Raw genomic sequence first — 21351 nt, forward strand, 5'->3', positions numbered from 1 at the left:
AAAAAAGGAAATGCAATGATTACCAATCGAACTCAAGTTACCGACATGATCCAGTCTTCAAAAATTTCTAAAGGCATTAAATGGAGTGAAATTGCCCAAGCGGTAGGACAATCAAAAGAATGGAGTACCGCCGCGTGTTTAGGGCAAATGGCGATGACTAAAGAACAAGCGACAGCCGTGGGCGAAATGCTAGAACTGAGTGATGAAGCCATTGCTTGGTTACAAATTGCGCCTTATAAAGGTTCGTTGCCGACCGAAGTGCCTACCGACCCGCTTATCTATCGCTGGTACGAATTAGTCAGTGTTTATGGCACAACCTTAAAAGAACTTATTCATGAAGAATTTGGAGACGGCATAATGAGCGCTATCGATTTCTCAATGGATTTGCAACGCGAGAACGATCCTAAAGGTGACCGCGTAAGTGTGGTGATGTCTGGAAAGTTCTTACCCTACAAGATGTATTAATTAGCATTTAGCAACAAAAAAGCCCGTCTGGTATTCCAGACGGGCTTTTATATGCTTAACACTAAGGTAAGCATGAATGCTTACCTAGTTAGTAGCTAATTACTTAGCTGCTTTACGTGCTTTAGCTTCTTCCATTACTTTGTCAGCTACGTTTTGTGGACAAGCTGCGTAGTGTGAGAACTCCATAGAGAACTGACCACGACCAGATGTCATTGTACGTAGTGAACCGATGTAACCGAACATTTCTGATAACGGAACGTCTGCTTTAATGCGAACGCCAGTTAAACCAGCTTCTTGGTCGCTTAGCATACCACGACGACGGTTAAGGTCACCGATTACGTCACCAACGTGATCTTCTGGCGTAAATACGTCAACTTTCATGATTGGCTCAAGAAGTTGTGCACCCGCTTTAGGAATAGATTGGCGGAAAGCGCCTTTAGCAGCGATTTCGAACGCGATTGCTGATGAATCCACTGCGTGGAAGCCACCGTCAAAAAGTTCAACTTCAACGTCTAGTACTGGGAAGCCAGCTAGAACACCTTCGCCCATCATAGACTTGAAGCCTTTCTCAACTGCAGGCCAGAATTCTTTCGGTACGTTACCACCAACAACAGATGATGTGAACGTAAAGCCAGAACCCGCTTCGCCAGGCTTGATGCGGTAGTCGATTTTACCGAACTGACCAGAACCACCAGATTGCTTCTTATGCGTGTAGCTATCTTCAATTTCTTGAGTGATAGTTTCACGGTAAGCAACTTGAGGTTGACCAACAATAAGATCTACACCGTAAGTACGCTTAAGAATGTCTACTTTGATGTCTAAGTGAAGCTCACCCATACCTTTAAGGATGGTTTCGCCTGAATCTTCATCAGTTTCAACTTGGAACGAAGGATCTTCTGCAATCATCTTACCGATAGCGATACCCATTTTCTCGTTTCCGCCTTTATCTTTAGGCTGAACAGCAATCGAGATTACTGGCGTTGGGAAAACCATTGGCTCTAGTGTTACTGGATCTTTCGGATCACAAAGTGTGTGACCAGTTTGTACGTTCTTCATGCCTACGATAGCAATGATGTCACCCGCTTGTGCGCTAGATAACTCAATACGTTCGTCAGCTTGCATCTCAACCATACGGCCAACACGCTCAGTTTTACCCGTAAATGCGTTAAGGATGGTGTCACCCTTGTTCAATTTACCAGAGTAAATACGTACGAATGTTAGTGCACCGAAACGGTCATCCATGATCTTAAATGCTAACGCTTTAAACGTTTCATCAGCAGATACGATTGCATGTTCGCCATTTTCGTTACCTTCTTCATCCATAAGAGGCTGAGGATCAACTTCTGTAGGAGATGGTAAGTAGTCAACAACAGCGTCAAGTACTAATTGAACACCTTTGTTTTTGAATGCAGAACCACAGAACGTAGGGAAGAAAGCAAGGTCACGTGTACCTTTACGGATACAACGCTTGATGTCTTCAACCGAAGGAGTTTCACCTTCCATGTACGCTTCCATTAGGTCATCGTCTTGCTCTACAGCAGTTTCGATAAGCATTTCATGGTATTCATCAACTTTGTCTACCATGTCTGCAGGAACGTCTTTAATTTCGTAGTTTTCAGGAAGACCAGTGTCATCCCAAACGTATGCTTGTTTAGTCAATACGTCTACTACACCTACGAAGTCATCTTCGATACCAATTGGTAACGTCATAACTAGTGGTACAGCACCAAGTACTTTACGTACTTGCTCAGTTACACGGTAAAAATCAGCACCCATACGGTCTAATTTGTTTACGAATATAATACGTGCAACTTCTGATTCGTTAGCATAACGCCAGTTAGTTTCTGATTGCGGTTCAACACCACCAGAACCACAGAATACACCGATACCGCCGTCTAATACTTTTAGTGAACGGTAAACTTCAACTGTGAAGTCAACGTGTCCTGGAGTATCGATAACGTTGAAGCGGTGATCTTTCCAGAAACAGCTTACTGCTGCCGACTGGATAGTAATACCACGCTCAGCTTCCTGTTCCATGAAGTCAGTAGTTGACTCACCGTCGTGTACTTCACCGGTTTTATGGATTTTACCAGTAAGCTTCAAAATACGTTCTGTAGTGGTAGTTTTACCCGCGTCTACGTGGGCGAAAATACCAATGTTTCTGTAAAGGGATAAGTCTGACATTAGTTCACTTTCATTGATTCAGAGTAAAAAAACGGCCGGATTATAAAGGATTTCTGTACAAGAGATACACCTTTATTTAGCACAAACTCTGAAAACGTTTGTGAAAAACCGAGCCACCATTAATTTTTTATTTAAATATCAATAATATAAGAATATTAGATATTTTTTTAAAAATAACAAAAACACACCTCGTTTCACGAAGTGCGTACAATCGTTACTGTAACTTCATCTCTGTCATGATAGAGATGTCTTACCTTGACAGTGAATGCATCGTCTAACGCATTCAATCTGGTCATTAACGTCGACATGGCCTCTATTACGGTTTCATATCGTCGTTTCATGGGTAGCTTTAAATTAAACACCGCATGAGTGGCCCAATGTTTTACCAACCAGTCACCCATCAGCTTTGCTACCCGATCGGGTTGCTCTATCATATCACACACTAGTAAATCTACACGACCAAATTGTGGTCTGTAAGTAAACCCGTCTGCAGCATGGTGTTCAACAAGCCCTGTGCTCATTAAGCTGTCAGCAATAGCCCCATTATCAATCGCTTCAACGTACATTTCACGTTTAACTAGTTGATAAGTCCATCCACCAGGGCATGCACCCAAGTCTACTGCTCTACCGCCAGCGCGAAGTACTTCACGTTGCTCGTTAGCACTTAACATGTTCACCAAGGCATCTTCCAACTTGAGGGTTGAGCGACTTGGTGAATCGGACGGAAATTTTAATCGGCAAATGCCTAAATGGTCATTAGAGCGATATCCAGCAAGACTATAGCCTATGTAGCAAGTTTCAAAAGACTCGAAGAAAACATGCAGTTTAGGCTTATTCTCGTTTTCCTTTGGTGATAACCAGCCCTTCTTTCTTAATGCCTGACGAAGAGGAACGGTAAACTTCCTACAAAATTTCGCAAGGGTTTTACCGTCTTCCGTATCTGGGTATTCAACATCGATGGCACCGAATACACCATGAGCACCAGTAAGCGCTTCGAGCGACACGTCTTCTAGCGCGTCGAGTACTTGCCCTACTCTATCCTCTTTTTCAATATCATTAAGCGTAGCGAACACACCTATTAATTGGCGGGGAAATATAGACTCGCTTACCGCGAACAATGCCAATGCATTACCTAGGCTCGTATTATCGTACAAATTATAATGCACAAAGCCCGTATTCGATTTTGATACCGGATAGCCAAAGTATTCTTTTTCGCCGTACCGAGTAGCCAGTTCATTGGCTGTGTCGTTTTCATAGCCAGGGCGACAATAGGCCAAAATGCTAGTCATTAGTTTTTCCTTTGAATACAGCTACAGCCAATGCTATCCAACCGATAATAAAGCATAGGCCGCCCAAAGGCGTAATGGGGCCAAATAACCCGTTACCGGTGACTGCTAATAAATATAAACTGCCACTGAACAGCGCACAGCCAACCACAAAAAGTGCAGCTACCGCGTTAAGCCATTTAGGCGAACCGTATGCCGACAAAGCGGGCAGCGCCACAATGGCTAAACCATGATACATCTGGTAGCGAACACCAATTTCAAATGTAGTCAGTGCCGATGGTGCTAATATCGCTTTTAAACCATGCGCGCCAAAAGCGCCTAGCATAACTGCAGTAGCCGCCAAAAGAATGCCAGTACACAGCCAGAGTTTGTTTAGGCCTTGCTTATTACTTAGGTTCTGATCAACAGACCCTGTGTTATTTATTGCCTTATTCAAAGCACCTGCCCATGTCATTGAGTGTAAGTTAAACCGAAGGTTAAATGGTGGTTCATTATTTATTTACGTGTGCTTTTATAAAATCAGCTGTCGATTTAGCCGCGCATTCTATATGGGTCTCTAACGTAAAGCCACTTTGCTTTCTGGGTTTAAAACTGTGATCGCCGTCTGTTAGGTAAGAAACCGCAATAGTACTCGATAACGCATAGGCACTCACCTCATCCTTCGTCCCGAAGGTATCACGTTCGCCTTGCAGTATAAGCAGTGGTTTTTTGAGCGTTTCTAAATGGGCGGTTCTGAGTTTTTCATGCTTACCTGGAGGGTGAAATGGATAACCGAATGCTATCGCGCCTACTATTGATTCAGCTTTATCAAGTACCATGGTCGCCATGCGTCCTCCCATGGATTTACCGCCAATAAACGTCGGTACACTAGTTTGGGTTTTAGCCACCTCATCGATAAGCGCCGCAAAATGTGTGAGTAACTTTTCGGCTTTATCTGGCGGCCTACGCTTTCCCGTTTCCATCATGGTTTGCATGTAGGGAAAGTTAAATAATACCACTTCAATATTATGGCCAGTTAACTGAGAAGCCATTGCCTGCATAAAATCGTGGTGCTTACCGGCACCCGCGCCGTGCGCAAGAATAAGGCGTGCTATAGGTGCATTAGTCTTTCCATCCGTATTTACCGAATGAATTTCAATATCAAACATCGACTGACTCATTATCTGTATTATTTTTAAATGTAAAACTTATCACTCTTGCTCTTCTTCAACCAAGCCTAAGATCCACTCTCTGAAAGCGGCAATTTTGCCAAGCTCAGCTTGGGATTCTTCGCACACCAAATAAAAAGCATCACGACTTTCTACTTTCTCTTCAAAAGGCATAATCAATCGCCCTGCATCTAATTCTGGACGGGCAAGTACCGTATTACCTAACGCAATCCCCTGCCCTAACGCGGCAGCTTGCAGTACCAGCATAGAGTGGCTGAATACTGGTCCATGGTTAACATTTACCCCTGATACACCCACATGCTTAAGCCAGTTTTTCCACGCCGCGCGGCTTAAGTCGTGAAGTAGCACGTGATGACGTAAATCTGCCAAACTCGATAACGGCTTAGGGCCATTGAAAAGCATAGGGGAACATAATGGTGTTAGGAATTCACGGTGAAGTTTGTCTGCTTGCAACCCACTCCAGCGGCCTTTGCCATAGTAAATAGCAACATCTACGTCATCATCTAAAAAGCCTTCATCGAAGTCTACCGCTTTTATTCTTACGTCTATGTCCGGTTGCGCCACACTAAATTGACTAATTCGTGGCACTAACCACTGGCTGGCAAAGCTCGGCGGCATGGCAACGGTTATGGCTCCCTTACTGCCTCGCGCTAACAGTCTTTCCGTCGCTTCTTGCAGGTTTTTAAAGATATCTTTCAATTCAAGGAAGTAAGCCTGGCCTTCTTCGGTTAATAACAAGGTTCTGTTACGACGAATGAATAACTTCATCGATAAGAATTCTTCAAGCGCTTTAATTTGATGACTGACCGCGGCTTGCGTAACAAAAAGCTCATCAGCCGCTTTAGTGAAACTCAAATGCCGGGCAGCCGCTTCAAAGGCTTTTAACGCATTGAGAGGGGGAAGACGTCGATGCATGTTAAGAAATAAATCCTGTGTGACCTACTCATACTATAGTAGCAGTAATCGCATTAGTTTTACTAATGACAACCCATACTTTTACTCGTTTTATTTTTGCACGAGTTTTGGTTATTATTTGCGCGAACTTTGGAAAGGGCCTCAAATATCAACTCTTTACAAAGCCTACTTGTTAAGCAATTTAACAAGTGGAAACATATTTTTAAATTATTTTTATTAGGTGTGAAAATGAAAAAACTACTACTAGCTAGTGTATCTGTAATGGCTTTTGCAAGCGCTGCTGCGAATGCTAACGTACAACCTGAAAAGATCAATCTTCAATCGTTAATCGCTACGGCGATGACCAGCGTAAACATGGCAGACGTACTGCCTGAAAACGACGCTCACATTGTTGTTAAAAAGCAGTCAGCTGCATTGCTGGCAGAAGAAACGCAAATTGCGTTACATAAAAACTTACTTGCCATGGCGAAAGAAAAAAATAAAGAATCTACTGTATTAGTTGCTGAAAGCGAATAATACACGCCCACACCTGATACGCATGCCGGTGCGACGCACCGGCATTCGCCATCAGACTTGCCTAGGTATTACTGGTATCTAACGGCTCAAATCCTTTCACCAATTCATCTAACGCTTTCATTTGCGCTAAATACGGCTCAAGTTTTGCCAATGGCAACGCACATGGACCATCACATTTTGCTTCATCCGGATTAGGATGTGCTTCAATAAACAACCCAGCAAGGCCCAACGCCATTCCGCTTCGCGCTAATTGTGCCGCTTGAGCACGACGACCATCGGCTGATGTTGCTCTGCCTCCTGGCATTTGCAGTGCATGGGTAGCATCAAAGATTACCGGTGCGTAGGATTTCATTGCATCCATGCCCAGCATATCAACCACAAGGTTGTTATAGCCAAAGCTACTGCCACGTTCACATAAAATGACTTTATCGTTACCCGCTTCACCTAATTTAGTAATGATATGACGCATTTCATGAGGCGCTAGAAATTGCGGCTTCTTCACATTAATTACGCTACCGGTTTTAGCCATAGCAACCACCAAATCAGTTTGACGGGCTAAAAACGCGGGAAGTTGAATAACATCTACCACTTCAGCAACAGGTGCGGCTTGGTGAGGCTCATGAACATCGGTAATTAATGGCACATTGAAAGTAGATTTAATTTCTTCGAATATACGCAAGCCCTCTTCCATACCTGGACCACGATAAGACGTTACCGATGAGCGGTTTGCTTTATCAAATGAAGCTTTAAAAACATAAGGAATACCCAATTTTTGGGTAACTTCAACATAATGCTCAGCAATGCGCATGGCAAGATCGCGAGACTCTAATACATTCATTCCGCCAAAAAGCACGAAAGGTAAGTGATTAGCAACTTCTACATCGCCAACACGAATGATCTGTTGAGATTCAGACATAATTAATTCGTTATCCGTTAATTTCTAGAATAAGGGTTGTTTGGTAACTGCCACCAACGCAGTTGTCATCAGTACCACGAGCGCGGCAATGAAAAACGCCCAGCGGCCCACGGTGGTTTTTGCTTTTTTAAGCGCAAATAACCCAAGTACGATATAAGCGATAACGCCAGCTAACTTAAATGTGAGCCATGCATTTACAATGGGATATTGAGACAAAATAACGCAAAGCCAAATAGCACTGGCTAATAAAATGGTATCAATAATATGAGGCACAATTTTAACCCACTTTTTCGCTAAAATTGTGGCGTCGAATTGTGACCAGATAAAGCGAAAAACAAACAGTAAAATACTTAATCCTACTGCTGTTAAGTGCAGATGTTTCGCCATCATATACATACAATAATTCCTATCGTTCTTAAGTTTTGATTATGTAATTATTCGTTATTGTACGTTATTTACGGGCATTCGACTAAGTTAAACATACTCAGGAATATCAGGGTGCTGATGTTGAATGGCCATGAATTTTTCAATGTGGTTCAACAAGTAATCAACTAATAGCGGGTCGAAGTGTCGCCCTTTTTCTTCATTGATAACCTTTTCAACCTTATCTAATGGCCATGCGGTTTTATAAGGGCGAGTATTGATTAGTGCATCAAACACATCTAACAAAGTTGCTATGCGACTTTGCAGTAAGATAGCTTGACCTTGAAGCCCTTCAGGATAGCCTTTGCCATCCCATCGCTCGTGGTGTTGTCGTGCTAACGTTGCGGCTAGCTGAATAGTGGGCCTAGAAGAGTCTTTTAAAATCTGATAACCAAATTCGGCATGCTGACGAATGGCAAAAACATCATCTTCTGTCAAAGGCTCAGTTTTACGTAAAATAGTGACAGGTACACGAGAGTTGCCTACGTCATGAAGAGGTATAGCATGCTTGAGTAACCGCACGTCATTTTCATTCATGCCTATGCCACAACCCATAACCTCTGCCATCGCACTCATTCGCACAATATGGTTGCTGCCTTGCCCGTCATGCTCCATCGCTTTGCCTAAGCGCTCAATAATTTCTCTTTGCGTACTTTCTACGTCAATGGTTTTAAGCACATTATCAAACGCGAGTTGAACACTGTTCGAAAACCGTCTCACCAAGTGCTTGTCATTTTCGCCAATACGACGAGGTAAGCCGGATAAATACAACAAAGCACCGTTTTGCGTTTTACTATTGCAATAAGCCACTACGTGGTCTTCTGCGTACACGATTTCGCGTTCGCGCATTGCGCGCTTGCACAGTTCATATTCTTCAGGTGACACGGCATCTTTTAATAGCACGCCTTCTTTATCTGAATATTCACCGTTGCCGGCGAAAACGTATAGCTCATTGAGATCGAGTGTATTAGTAGGATTAGGTGATGCATCGGGTGTGGCCGCTACCGCCGTGGTAATGTAGGCTGCATCTTTCGAACAGCCTAAAATAGACGCCAGTTGCTGAATAATGCCTTGCATGAATTTTTCTAGCGAGTTGGAAGAAAACAAATCTACAGACGCATCTATGATTTTTTCTAAGCCTGCACGGCTCTCTTCAATCACAATGATATCGCGATAAGAGCGCAGCGCCGCAATAATTACAGTGAATAGCTTTTGTGCGGTTAGTTCAGTTTTAGATTTATAGTCATTGATGTCGTAATTAATAATGACATCTTTTTCAGGCGCTTGGCCTGGCTGACCGGTACGCAGAATAATACGGGTAAAGTGATTATCGAGTTCGTTACGAACATACTCTGCAACTAGCAAGCCCGCATCGTCACTTTCCATAACCACATCAAGTAGTACCACTGCAATGTCATCATGCTCTCTGAAACAACGTTTTGCTTCATCGCCGCTGTAAGCACTGATAAATTCTAGGGTTTTACCATTTAAGAAAAAGTCGTTGAGTGCCAATTTTGTGATGGCATGAACTTCTGGCTCATCATCAACAATGAGAATTTTCCACGTACCTAACTCTTCTACTACATCATCTTCATCGTCTTCGATGAAAAGTAAATCGTCACTCATCTATAACTTCCTGTTCCTCAAATGCTTTTAAAATACTAATGCAATACGTATTTTTAGCAAGTCCCATATAGAAGTAACAAATAGACGTGACAAATTCTTAACGTGTTGTAGATAGGTAACCGTAAGTGACTCGGTCATTCCCACCATAGTCTTGTGCGGTGCTCACGTTCACAAAGCCTTGGGCGTGTAACAGGTCGCCAACCGCTTTTGCTTGGTCAAAACCATGCTCAAAAGCCAGTAAGCCACCTTCTAATAAATGGGCGGGTGCAAGTGCGATAATGTGTTTTATATCATCAAGCCCATCGGCGCCTGATGTAAGCGCTGATGCAGGCTCAAAGCGCACATCACCTTGCTGAAGAAAAGGGCTGGATATTTCTATATAGGGCGGGTTGGAAACGATAACGTGAAATTTTTCATTCGCTAAATTGTCAAACCAACTACTTTGCTTAAATTGCGCATTAGTAATGCTATTAAGCGCCGCATTGCTAGTGGCGAGTTGAACAGCCTCATGTAGTAAATCTATACCTGTGACAATGGCAGTGGGCAATTCAGAGGCCAGCGCGAGGGCAATTGCCCCTGTACCTGTACCTAAATCACAAATGGCTAGCTTATTATCTTCTACCTCAAGGGCAAATTCTGCTGACGCTATACAAGAAAGAGTTTGCTCTACTAATACTTCGGTATCGGGGCGAGGAATAAGGGTATGGGGCGAGGTTGCTAAACGTAAGGTCCAAAAGTCACGGCTACCCGTTAGGTACGCCACAGGAATACCTTGGGCGCGTTTGGCCACCAGAGTTTTGTATTGAGAAATAGCGTCGACGCTTAAGGTTTTGTCTGGCCATGTAAAAAGATAAACCTGAGGTTTATCTAATACATGGCTTAACAATACTTTTGCATCAACAGCTGGCGATTCGCCTTCATGTAACTCGGCTACCGCCCACGCTAATGCGGCGTCTATACGCATGGTATTAGTCGTCTGACAACGAGGCTAACAGGTCAGCTTGATGTTCTTGCATAATAGGGTCGAGAAGCTGCTTCAAGTCACCTTCTATTACTTCATCTAAACGGTATATCGTTAAGTTGATGCGGTGATCAGTTACGCGGCCTTGCGGGAAGTTATAGGTACGGATGCGCTCTGAACGATCACCACTTCCGACTAGACTCTTACGCGTAGAGGCTTCTTCTGCCGCACGCTTTTCTTCTTCAATGTTATTCAAACGCGCTTGCAAAACCGACATGGCTTTCGCACGGTTTTTATGTTGCGAACGCTCGTCCTGACACTCAACCACTAACCCTGACGGCAAGTGAGTAATCCGAATAGCAGAGTCGGTTTTGTTAACGTGCTGACCACCTGCACCCGATGCTCTAAAAGTATCGATGCGAAGATCCGCTGGGTTAATATCAATAGCTTCTGATTCTGGAATTTCAGGTAATACAGCCACGGTACAGGCAGACGTATGAATACGACCTTGTGATTCTGTATCGGGTACACGCTGCACACGGTGACCGCCAGATTCGAATTTCAAAATACCGTAAACGCCGTCACCACTAATATTCGCGACTACTTCTTTATAACCGCCATGCTCACCCTCATTGGCGTTAATTAATTCTACGCGCCAACCTTTGGTTTCAGCATAACGGCTGTACATACGGAATAAATCGCCTGCAAATATTGCGGCTTCGTCACCACCAGCACCAGCACGTACTTCTAAGAAGCAGTTGCTGTCATCGTTAGGATCTTTAGGTAACAATAAAACCTGAAGCTCAGTTTCTAGGCGTTCAATATCGGCTTTCGCAATTTTTAATTCTTCTTGCGCCATTTCACGCATTTCTGCGTCATCTTCTTTCAACATCTCATTCGCTGAATCAAGATTTTCTTGCGCTTGTTGATAAGCATTAAAGCCCCCAACTACGCTTTCTAGCTGGCTAAACTCTTTTGACAAATTACGAAACTTATCTTGATTGCCGATTACTTGCGGATCGCCTAATAAAGCCTGCACTTCTTCAAAGCGTTCCACCAAGTTTTCGAGTTTTCTGACAACCGAGTCTTTCATATTTTTATGTTTACCTTATTTTTTGATATCTGACGTAGTGTCGGATAACGATAATGCTTGCCCCAACCACCGACTCAACGCCGGGTCATCATGCATGGCAGCTTCTCTAAGTGCCAGGGTTGTGGGGTGCAGCAATGTATTGGTTAGCTTGTAGGCCATTTCACTAAGTACCGTTTCGGCGTCTTTGCCTTCGGTTAACTGCGCCAATGCTTTTTCTACCACGTCGTCGCGCTGTTCCATGCCCTTTTGACGATACTGCCTAACTAAATCGATAGATTGTTGAGACTGCTTCCAGCTCATGTAATCGCCAGCTTGCTTTTCAATTAGCTTTTCAGCTTCAAGTGCTGCTTGCTCACGATTTTGTAAATTCTTTTGAACGATGTGCTGCAAATCATCTACGGTGTATAAATAAGCATCACCCAATTCGTTCACTTGAGCTTCAATGTCACGAGGTACCGCTAAATCCACTAAAAACATGGGCATATTTCTACGTTGTTTCAACGCCTTTTCTACCATGCCCTTGCCTATTAAAGGTAGCTGACTGGCGGTAGAGCTGATCACTATATCGAAATCTTTTAGATGTTCCGGTACCTGTGAAAGGGTATACACACTGGCATCCAATGTTTCAGCCAAGGCTTCTGCACGAGAAATAGTTCGGTTGGCAACAGCTAAGCAGGTAACACCTTGCTCTTTTAAGTGCTGTGCCACTAACTCAATGGTTTCACCCGCACCCACCAGTAGCACCGAGCGCTTGGGTAGCTCAGCAAATATATGCTTCGCTAATTGCACTGCAGCATAAGCTACGCTGACGGCATTTGCGCCAATTTCAGTTTCGCTGCGTACCCGCTTAGCCACAGAAAAGGTATGCTGAAATAGTTTATCAAACTCGGTATTAATCATACCTGAGTGTTTGGCATCGCCAAAGGCTTGCTTTACCTGCCCTAATATCTGCGGTTCACCAAGAATGAGCGAATCTAATCCACTTGCCACTCGCATAATATGTTTAACCGCATCATCTGCGGCAAGCACATAACTGTTGTTGGCAATTTCATCAACTTCAACATGGTGGAAGTTTGATAACCACGCTAATAATGCAGTAGCACTTTCATGCTGGGTGTTCACGTAAAGCTCTGTGCGATTGCACGTTGATACAATCACCGACTCATCTACGCCATCCACCTTTCTTAATGACGCAAGTGCTTCCACCAGAGAATCTGGTGTAAAAGCCACTTTTTCACGCAATGCGACAGGGGCGGTTTTGTGATTAATACCAAGGGCGAGTAGAGTCATTCAAATCTGTGCTGGCAACGTCGGACGCGCATTGTACGAAAAACCCAAAATGATTGAAAGTGTTGGTAGAACTGTGTTCACATAAAGTATGCACTTTACCTAAGACGACACCCAATGATTCGCTTCATTTTTATACTTGTACTGGTTACCCTATTTATCAGCGCCTGTACCACACTACCTGATGGTCCTGAAGACGCCGTAAACCTTAGCACCCAGCTTAAAAAGGTGGCACAAGTAGATGCTTGGCAATTGCGCGGAAAAATAGCCTTTAGACAAGAAAAAGAAGGGGCTAGCGCTAACCTTTTGTGGAAAACCGATGATGCCGATTTTCATTTCCGATTAACCAATTTACTTGGTGTAACCATGGTTGATTTGAACGTGAACGGCGATAAAGCCATTTTAGAAGCGGGTAACGAGGTATATGAAGACGCCGATCCCGAACCGTTAATTTATCATACTACGGGCATGGATATCCCCGTCGAACCCTTGCTTTCGTGGATTAAAGGGCTTCCTCTTGCTGATGACACGTTTACCCTTACCGACAAGGGACTACTCAATACTCTTGAAAGCAACTGTAGTGCATGTAAGGGGTGGCAAGTCAGTTATGCTAACTATGGCAATGTGACTACCCCCGAAGGCAATAATGTGTGGCTGCCCCACGCTATTAATTTGGTTCAACCCAACCCGCCATCAACCCAATTAAAAATAAAAATATATGAATGGACGCTGCTTTAATGACAACTTCAGAAGTAACGAATTCACAAGAGATAAGCCTAGATTGGTGGCCTTCTCCTGCCAAACTTAATCTTTTTCTACATATTAATGGTCGATACCCAAATGGCTATCACCAATTGCAAAGCTTATTTCAAATGCTTGATTACGGCGACAAGCTTGCTTTTGATATTAATGATTCGGGTGTTATTTCTATGGCGACCCCGCTAAAAGGGGTAAAAGATGAAGATAACCTTATTGTTCGTGCCGCCAAACTGTTAGCTGAACATGCTCACATTAATAAAGGTGTAAGCATCAGTTTAGAAAAATGCTTGCCCATGGGCGGCGGTATTGGCGGCGGTTCATCAAATGCAGCCACCACCCTAGTCGCACTAAATCAGTTATGGGATATTAAACTATCAGAAGATGAACTTGCTGAGCTTGGGCTTAAATTAGGTGCAGATGTACCCATTTTTGTACGCGGACTTACCGCTTTCGCATCAGGGGTAGGTGAAGAAATCACCCCTGCCCCGCAAGAAGAAAAATGGTATTTGGTGGCGAACCCCAATGTGCATATTAGTACTGCCGAGGTATTTACAGCTGAACAATTGACCAGAAATACACCAATTATGCAGTGGGAAGACTACCAATTTGAAAAAACTCGCAATGATTGTCAGCAATTAGTCGTTAATCGCTATCCCGAAGTTGCAAATTTATTACAGTGGTTGGTACACTACGCACCGTCGCGAATGACGGGCACAGGTGCCTGCGTATTTGCCACCTTTTCTGACGAGGTTTCCGCCAAACAAGTTCAGGCTAAATTGCCTGCTGCTTGGCAAAGTTTTGTTGCAAAAGGTGTGAATCGCTCACCGCTATTACAAAAATTAAAAAAATCAGAGCACGTGTACGCCACATCGGACAAGAAATAAAAAATTGGGGTATAGCCAAGTTGGTAAGGCAGCGGGTTTTGATCCCGCCATTCGTAGGTTCGAGTCCTGCTACCCCAGCCAAACCTCTTTTATCAACGCACTGAGGAACCCACTTGTGCCAGATATGAAGCTCTTTGCAGGTAATGCCGTACCAGAACTTGCCCAGAAAGTCGCCGATCGCCTTTATACCAAACTCGGAAACGCCAAAGTAGGCCGTTTCAGTGATGGTGAAATTAGCGTAGAAATTCATGAAAACGTCCGTGGTTCGGACGTTTTTATTATCCAATCAACCTGTGCACCCACAAATGACAACCTAATGGAATTGATCGTGATGATCGACGCTTTGCGCCGCGCATCAGCAGGTCGTATTACTGCGGTAATTCCATACTTTGGTTATGCGCGTCAAGACCGTCGCGTTCGTTCAGCCCGGGTGCCAATTACTGCAAAGGTTGTCGCAGACTTTCTTTCTAACGTTGGTGTAGATAGAGTACTTACTATCGACTTGCACGCCGAGCAGATTCAAGGTTTCTTCGATGTACCTGTAGATAATGCATTCGGAACGCCTATTCTGTTGGCCGACATGGTTCAACGTGATTTCGCCGATCCGGTTGTAGTATCGCCAGATATTGGCGGTGTTGTTCGAGCACGTGCTACCGCTAAGCTACTTAACGATGCTGATCTTGCTATTATCGACAAACGCCGTCCTAAGGCGAACGTTGCTCAGGTAATGAACATCATTGGTGACGTTAATGACCGTGACTGTATTATTGTGGATGACATGATTGATACTGGTGGTACGTTGGCTAAAGCGGCTGAAGCATTGAAAAGCCATGGTGCACGTAATGTTTATGCTTACGCCACCCATGCGATTTTCTCTGGTAACGCAGCACAGAACCTAAAAGAATCTGTCATCGATGAAATTATCATTACCGATTCTATTCCGCTTAGTGCAGATATGCAGAAGATTGGAAAAGTGAAACAACTAACATTATCTGAAATGCTTGCCGAAACGATTCGTCGTATCAGCAATGAAGAGTCTATTTCAGCGATGTTTGAGTACTAGTTTCTAGCACTAGACGTGAGTACTCAACTCGAATAGTCGCTGCGAGCATATAAAGCGATTACCATTCGAACTTCACTTCTCGAAAAAGGGCCTACAGGCCCTTTTTTATTACCCGCATGTTTACTCTTTACTTCCAACATCCAAAACGTTTAAAAATTTTCAAAAAGTAGCCACGCTTTTACTATCCTTAAAGCTCTTAAACTATCGGTCGATAACCGAACCACGATTTAACGGGTTAATGCGATTTATTGCGCGTAAACTTTCTTATCAGCGTTATCAATATACAAAGAATAAAAAAGGAGCGGTTAGTGAATGTAAGAAAAACTCGCTCGTTAACGGCATTTTGGTATTGGTTAAGTCGATTTTGGACCGATCCCGATGCTAAGCCTGAGTTGGCTAACTACTATCGTGCCAGGCAAATTGACTCTCTATCTCGACAACTTCCCCTTGCCAGCAGTGCAACTGTTCTCATCGTTATTTTGTGTTCCGTTTTTGCTAATGACCTTATTAATAGTGATTTCATGATTGCATGGTCGTTGTCATTACTTATTATCGCAGCCGGTGATGTTATTGCTTGGTACTTATTGGTTAAACGAAAAATTGAGAATACCGGCTCTAAGCGGGTGCAATTTATCTTGGCACTCATGTTGGGATTGGCGGCTGTTTTATATGCGCAAATGACGACCGTATTACTTGGAGTATTGGATACCCAAGGTAAGATTATCTTAGTTGCTATTATTGCAGCATTTATTGCAACTGGCGCTTGGCAGTTTGCGGCCTTACCCGCAGCCGCGTTATTTTGGGTTTTGTTCTTAACCTTGGGGGTATCAGTAGGTATCCACATAAGTTACTTTGGCGAGTATTTATTTATATCTGCATTGCTATTGATCTATTGGATATATCTAAGCTGTGTGGTGCTGGTTACATCGAAACGTTTTGTTCGCGGATTAATGGCTGAAACCGCCATTGAACATCAACGTCAGGTTGTAGGCTTGCTATTAAAAGATTTTGAAGAAAACGCCAGTGATTGGCTATGGGAAATTGATAGTCACGGATGTTTGATGCATGTCTCGTTGCGTATGCAACATGTTTTAGGGAAACCTATACAACAACTCTCTGGCAGCCATTTTGTAAACTTACTTTCAGACAGCACATCTACGGCGAACCAGAACGTGTTGAGGGAATTAGCAACTAACTTTCAGCAGAATGAGCCCTTCACGCAAGATAACATTCCTATTGAAGTCAATGGCGATACTAAATGGTGGTCGCTGACAGCCCAACCTCTTATAAATAGTACAGGTAACTTATCAGGCTGGCGCGGTGTCAGCACTGATGTGACAGATGCACTACTTCGCGAAAAAGAGATGACATTTTTAGCTAATGTCGACTCTTTAACTGGGTTGGCTAACCGCCATTTATTCGCCAAAACATTACAACAGTGCTTTATCGATGAAGATGAAGCGAAGGCCCCTGAAATAATTAAGGATATAACCTTAATTACATTAGACCTTGATAATTTTAAAGTGATTAACGATACGTTAGGCCACTTAGCTGGTGATGCGTTATTAAAAGAAATTTCATGTCGTTTTCAAGAAATCACGCCAAAGGGTGTTTTACTTTCAAGACTGGGTGGCGATGAATTTGCTTGGGTTTTTAAAAATAGCCTTACGCCGCTAGAAGCGACACGTTTCGGGCAGAAAATCCACGACTTATTGGCTGAACCATGGCTACATCAAGAGCACTCGTTTGATTTAGGCGCCAGCATTGGGGTAGCAAACGCGCCAATGGATGGTGTGTCCCCAGTGTCTCTTCAACGTGCCAGCGACATGGCGCTATATGCAGCCAAGACGAGCGGTAAAAACAAACTTTGCTTCTACGATCCTAAACTCGATGAGTATGCCATGTTGAGATTAGCGCTGTTAAGTGATTTTCGTCAAAGCTTTGCAGACCACGACTTTGTTGTGCTCTACCAGCCTCAAATTCGGTTTAGCGATAATACGCTAATCGGTTTTGAAGCATTGGTTCGTTGGCACCACCCCGAGCGAGGCGTCGTATCGCCTACCGACTTTATTCACCTGATTGAAGAAAATGGCATGATAGTTCAGTTAGGGGAATGGGTATTAAGACAGGCCTGTAGTGATGCCATGAACTGGCCTGCACCGCTTCAAGTTGCTGTGAATGTTTCTCCCGTTCAAATTGAGCGAACCAATTTACTCACTACCGTAATGAAGGCGCTTAAAGCAACAGGTTTACCAGCCTCTCGATTAGAACTTGAGTTAACTGAATCATCATTAATGTGTGATGGCGACAGCACGATTGTGCTTTTGAATAGCTTAAGAGAGCAAGGCGTTCGGATCGCATTGGACGATTTCGGTACAGGGTACTCTTCACTGTCTTACCTTCAACGTTTCCCTTTTGACAAGCTAAAGGTAGACCGAAGTTTCGTTATTGCCGCGTCAGAACACGCTCAAAACGTAAACAGTGCAAATGCGGAATCTATCTTGTCAGCAATACTACAATTGGCTAATGCATTACACTTGCAAACCACTGCCGAAGGTGTAGAGACACAAGACGTTTCCAGTTTGCTACAAAAGCTAGGTTTTACTAATGCACAGGGCTTTTTTTATGGTCGCCCGATGACCGCCGAACACGCTGAAAATTTCATCAGCCAATGGCCTGATATTCAAAATAAAGAGAACTAAATCTGCTTTAAAGTAGTCTTTCTTTATAGCCATGTGGCCACTTTCGGTTTACGGTTGGTATCTAATAAAAAACTATAAAAGAGGCATTTATGAAATTCACTCGTACATTATCTACGCTGTCAGCCGTCACATTATTATTTGTCCTTGCTGGCTGCTCTAATGAAGACGACACCACAGTTGATGTTAAAGAAGAGCCCCTTATGACTGAAAAAGCAGATGAAAAGCCTCAGCAAGCCTTTGTCCCTAAAACTGCCGAACAAAAACGTCTTAGCGCTTCTGGTGAAGCCAGTGAAGTCACCCTAACAGGCACTATTGTGTACAAAGAAATGGAAGGCGGTTTTTACGCCTTTATTGCTGAAAATGGGGACCGCTACACGCTTCAAAAACTGGATAAGAAATTTCATAGAAATGGCTTAATCGTCAAGGTTACGGGTATGCCTATGCCAGACCTTATGACTATCACCCAATACGGCACCGTGTTAAAAGTCGATAGTGTAGAAATACTCGACGCTAGCAGAGTGATAGGAAACGCATCTTCTCACTAAGCATGCCTCGACTACGTATTGCTTGGTAAGAAAAAGGAACCGGTGATCGATTACGGCTATCTACGCCGTACAAACGTCACTGTTAATAGTAGGAGTAATAAATGATTAATGCATACGCAGCACAAGAGCCAGGTGGAAAGCTGGAAAAGTTTGAATATGACCCTGGCGAATTAGCCTCTCACGATGTTGAGATAGACGTGGAGAGTTGCGGCATTTGTCATAGTGATTTAAGCATGTTGGATAATGAATGGGGTATAAGTGAATACCCATTCGTACCAGGACATGAAGTGGTGGGAAAAATAAGTGCGGTAGGCGAACACGTTACGTCATTGAAAGTAGGTCAGCGGGTAGGCTTGGGCTGGCACGCCGGCTACTGTAATAGCTGTGGCACCTGTGAGTCTGGCGATCAAAACTTATGCTCTAATGCCACGATGACGATTGGCGGTCGCCACGGTGGATTTGCCGATAAAGTTCGAGCTCAAGCTACGGCCGTTGTACCTATTCCTGATGGTGTAGACCCACAAAGTGCTGGGCCACTATTTTGCGGCGGTATTACGGTATTTAACCCACTAGTACAATTTGATATTAAACCCACCTCAGTAGTTGGCGTGGTAGGTATTGGCGGCCTAGGTCACTTAGCATTGCAGTTCTTAAATGCATGGGGATGTAAGGTTGTTGCTTTCACTTCAAGTGAATCGAAGAAACAAGAAGCGTTAGAACTTGGTGCTCATGAAACCTTAAATAGCCGCGATAAAGATGAACTTAAAGCCGCCGCGGGCAAGTTCGACCTTATCATTTCTACGGTGAATGTGAAGCTTGATTGGAACTTGTACTTATCGACTCTAGCGCCTAAAGGCCGTTTACACTTTGTTGGTGCAACGTTAGAGCCTTTAGATATAGGGGCGTTTAATCTTATTGGAGGTCAACGTTCAGTATCAGGTTCGCCAGTAGGTAGCCCGGCTACTATCAAAACCATGCTGGATTTTGCTGCGCTGCATGATATTGCGCCAGTAACCGAAACCTTCAAGTTCGATGACGTTAATGAAGCAGTACAACGACTTCGAGATGGTAAAGCCCACTATCGCGTAGTGTTAACTAAATAAGCTTTAGGTTAGTGGTTAGTAAGGCTTCTAATATTATGAAGCCTCGCTAACATAAGCACACCCGCCAAGTAAAATTTGTATGTTATAGGCCTCGGTGTTAGAATTCGCCGCCCTCAAAATTTGAGGCGGCGATTGTTGTATACAATTTGTAGCTACAACGCCCTATAACAGTAGGTTCTGGTCGCAAGAACTTACATTCTTAATTTTTTATTGGAGACATATAATGTCTAAAGCAATTTTTACTCTGGACGCTACTGTACGTACAGACCTAGGGAAAGGTGCGAGCCGCCGCCTACGTCGTGAAGACAAGCTTCCTGGTATCATCTACGGTGGTGAAGAAGCGCCAGTGTCGATCACTCTTGATCACAACAAAGTAAACAACGCTGCTGATTTTGAAGCGTTCTACTCTCACGTTCTTACTTTGAACGTAGACGGAAAAGCTGTTGAAGTACTCGTTAAAGACATGCAACGTCACGCTTTTAAGCCTCGTATTCTTCACGTTGACTTCCAGCGCGTAATCGCAGGTCAAGAGTTACACACTAACGTACCTCTTCACTTCATCAACGAAGACAAGTCTGCAGCTATCAAAGCTGGCGGTATCGCTGAGCACCACGTAAACGAAATCGAAATTACGTGTCTGCCTAAAGATCTTCCAGAATTCATCGAAGTAGATATTGCTAACGTTGAAATGGACTCTACTCTTCACTTGTCTGACCTTACACTACCTGCTGGTATCACCTCTGTTGAGCTTGGAAAAGACGACGAGACTCACGACCTTGCAGTAGTCACTGTTAAGCCTGCTCCTAAAGCAGCTGATGCAGAAGAAGGCGACGAAGAAGCAGCTTCTGAGGAATAATCAGCTTGGCTGATATCCGACTTATCGTGGGCCTGGGAAATCCAGGCCCCGAATATGATAATACCCGACACAATGCCGGTGAATGGTTTCTCAACCAACTTGCCGACACCTTCAATACCCCGCTAAAACCAGAATCCAAATTTTTCGGTAAAACCGCCCGCGTGACTATTGCTGGGCAAGATGTGCGCTTACTCTACCCTACAACTTTTATGAATAAGAGTGGTCAGGCTGTAGCGGCATTAGCCAATTTCTACCGTATTGAACCCGAACAAATTTTAGTGGCCTTTGATGAACTCGACTTACCTCCCGGTGTAGCAAAATACAAAATCGGCGGTAGCTCTAGTCAAAATGGTGTTAGAGACATTGTGGCAAAATTGGGTAACAATAAAGACTTCTTACGCTTGCGTATTGGTATTGGACATCCGGGTCACAAAAGCCGTGTTACCGGACATGTATTAGGTAAGCCCCCCGCTGAAGAAAAAATGGCCATAGAAAGTGTCATTGACGAAGCTGTGCGCTGTACTGAAATACTCCTTAAAAACGACCTAAAGCAAGCGCAAAATCGGCTACACTCCTTTAAGGCGTGAGCCTGAGCTAG

Annotated in this window: 21 protein-coding genes and 1 tRNA gene; 11 read left to right on the plus strand and 11 right to left on the minus strand. The window is 43.8% G+C overall.

The features are described from left to right. Window positions 1-15 precede the first annotated feature (15 nt). Complete coding sequence (gene cynS, locus C7Y69_RS19440) at window positions 16-465, plus strand: cyanase (RefSeq protein WP_013784675.1); 450 nt, start codon at window positions 16-18, stop codon at window positions 463-465. A 99-nt stretch (window positions 466-564) separates the two neighbouring features. Here cynS and fusA read toward each other — a convergent pair whose 3' ends face one another. The 5 genes from fusA to C7Y69_RS19465 all read right to left on the minus strand — a co-directional run bounded on the left by fusA (window position 565) and on the right by C7Y69_RS19465 (window position 6019). After that, entirely contained in the window at window positions 565-2649 is a 2085-nt protein-coding gene (gene fusA / locus C7Y69_RS19445) for an elongation factor G (protein ID WP_126873886.1), read from the minus strand. A 194-nt stretch (window positions 2650-2843) separates the two neighbouring features. Then, window positions 2844-3938, minus strand: a complete 1095-nt coding sequence (gene rlmM, locus C7Y69_RS19450; protein ID WP_126873887.1) for a 23S rRNA (cytidine(2498)-2'-O)-methyltransferase RlmM — start codon at window positions 3936-3938, stop codon at window positions 2844-2846. After that, a complete protein-coding gene (locus C7Y69_RS19455; RefSeq protein ID WP_126873888.1) occupies window positions 3931-4389 on the minus strand; it encodes a DUF423 domain-containing protein in 459 nt (152 codons plus the stop codon). The genes rlmM and C7Y69_RS19455 overlap by 8 nt, the downstream gene beginning before the upstream one ends. A gap of 37 nt (window positions 4390-4426) precedes the next feature. Next, window positions 4427-5083 carry an alpha/beta family hydrolase gene (locus C7Y69_RS19460; RefSeq protein ID WP_126873889.1) on the minus strand — a complete coding sequence of 219 codons (657 nt, stop codon included), beginning with the start codon at window positions 5081-5083 and terminating at the stop codon, window positions 4427-4429. 42 nt (window positions 5084-5125) lie between these two features. After that, window positions 5126-6019: a transcriptional regulator GcvA gene (locus C7Y69_RS19465; protein ID WP_126873890.1), complete on the minus strand. Its 894-nt coding sequence runs from the start codon at window positions 6017-6019 to the stop codon at window positions 5126-5128. Between the two features lie 228 nt (window positions 6020-6247). On the opposite strand from C7Y69_RS19465, the gene C7Y69_RS19470 reads away from it, so the two are divergent. Beyond that, window positions 6248-6535 carry a hypothetical protein gene (locus tag C7Y69_RS19470; protein ID WP_013784681.1) on the plus strand — a complete coding sequence of 96 codons (288 nt, stop codon included), beginning with the start codon at window positions 6248-6250 and terminating at the stop codon, window positions 6533-6535. Window positions 6536-6596: 61 nt separating this feature from the next. On the opposite strand, the gene kdsA is transcribed toward C7Y69_RS19470, so the two are convergent. The 6 genes from kdsA to hemA all read right to left on the minus strand — a co-directional run bounded on the left by kdsA (window position 6597) and on the right by hemA (window position 12844). Then, a complete protein-coding gene (gene kdsA, locus C7Y69_RS19475; protein WP_013784682.1) occupies window positions 6597-7451 on the minus strand; it encodes a 3-deoxy-8-phosphooctulonate synthase in 855 nt (284 codons plus the stop codon). A gap of 24 nt (window positions 7452-7475) precedes the next feature. Next, window positions 7476-7847: a SirB2 family protein gene (locus tag C7Y69_RS19480; protein ID WP_126873891.1), complete on the minus strand. Its 372-nt coding sequence runs from the start codon at window positions 7845-7847 to the stop codon at window positions 7476-7478. Between the two features lie 78 nt (window positions 7848-7925). Beyond that, window positions 7926-9500 carry a DUF3369 domain-containing protein gene (locus C7Y69_RS19485; RefSeq protein WP_126873892.1) on the minus strand — a complete coding sequence of 525 codons (1575 nt, stop codon included), beginning with the start codon at window positions 9498-9500 and terminating at the stop codon, window positions 7926-7928. 97 nt (window positions 9501-9597) lie between these two features. Continuing rightward, entirely contained in the window at window positions 9598-10464 is an 867-nt protein-coding gene (gene prmC, locus C7Y69_RS19490; protein WP_126873893.1) for a peptide chain release factor N(5)-glutamine methyltransferase, read from the minus strand. A gap of 4 nt (window positions 10465-10468) precedes the next feature. Then, a complete protein-coding gene (prfA, locus tag C7Y69_RS19495) occupies window positions 10469-11554 on the minus strand; it encodes a peptide chain release factor 1 (protein WP_013784686.1) in 1086 nt (361 codons plus the stop codon). Window positions 11555-11569: 15 nt separating this feature from the next. Then, window positions 11570-12844, minus strand: coding sequence for a glutamyl-tRNA reductase (hemA, locus tag C7Y69_RS19500; protein WP_126873894.1), 1275 nt, complete (start codon window positions 12842-12844; stop codon window positions 11570-11572). Window positions 12845-12958: 114 nt separating this feature from the next. Between hemA and lolB the strand changes: the two genes are divergently transcribed. The 9 genes from lolB (at window position 12959) to pth (ending at window position 21340) form a co-directional block, all read left to right on the plus strand. Beyond that, a complete protein-coding gene (lolB, locus tag C7Y69_RS19505; protein WP_126873895.1) occupies window positions 12959-13579 on the plus strand; it encodes a lipoprotein insertase outer membrane protein LolB in 621 nt (206 codons plus the stop codon). Continuing rightward, window positions 13579-14484, plus strand: coding sequence for a 4-(cytidine 5'-diphospho)-2-C-methyl-D-erythritol kinase (gene ispE / locus C7Y69_RS19510; protein WP_126873896.1), 906 nt, complete (start codon window positions 13579-13581; stop codon window positions 14482-14484). The genes lolB and ispE overlap by 1 nt, the downstream gene beginning before the upstream one ends. Before the next feature lie 5 nt (window positions 14485-14489). Beyond that, window positions 14490-14565 (plus strand) — tRNA-Gln (locus C7Y69_RS19515). 43 nt (window positions 14566-14608) lie between these two features. Next, entirely contained in the window at window positions 14609-15547 is a 939-nt protein-coding gene (locus tag C7Y69_RS19520) for a ribose-phosphate pyrophosphokinase (protein ID WP_208806010.1), read from the plus strand. A gap of 308 nt (window positions 15548-15855) precedes the next feature. Next, entirely contained in the window at window positions 15856-18249 is a 2394-nt protein-coding gene (locus tag C7Y69_RS19525; RefSeq protein ID WP_126873897.1) for a putative bifunctional diguanylate cyclase/phosphodiesterase, read from the plus strand. Between the two features lie 89 nt (window positions 18250-18338). Beyond that, window positions 18339-18794 (plus strand): ribose-phosphate pyrophosphokinase, encoded by a 456-nt coding sequence (locus C7Y69_RS19530; RefSeq protein ID WP_126873898.1) that lies wholly within the window; start codon window positions 18339-18341, stop codon window positions 18792-18794. A 101-nt stretch (window positions 18795-18895) separates the two neighbouring features. Further along, a complete protein-coding gene (locus C7Y69_RS19535; protein ID WP_126873899.1) occupies window positions 18896-19897 on the plus strand; it encodes an NAD(P)-dependent alcohol dehydrogenase in 1002 nt (333 codons plus the stop codon). 223 nt (window positions 19898-20120) lie between these two features. Beyond that, complete coding sequence (locus C7Y69_RS19540; protein WP_013784694.1) at window positions 20121-20753, plus strand: 50S ribosomal protein L25/general stress protein Ctc; 633 nt, start codon at window positions 20121-20123, stop codon at window positions 20751-20753. Between the two features lie 5 nt (window positions 20754-20758). Further along, window positions 20759-21340, plus strand: a complete 582-nt coding sequence (pth, locus tag C7Y69_RS19545) for an aminoacyl-tRNA hydrolase (protein WP_126873900.1) — start codon at window positions 20759-20761, stop codon at window positions 21338-21340. Window positions 21341-21351: the final 11 nt, after the last annotated feature.

The sequence above is a fragment of the Alteromonas sp. KS69 genome, assembly GCF_003989595.1.
Lineage (GTDB): Bacteria > Pseudomonadota > Gammaproteobacteria > Enterobacterales > Alteromonadaceae > Alteromonas > Alteromonas naphthalenivorans.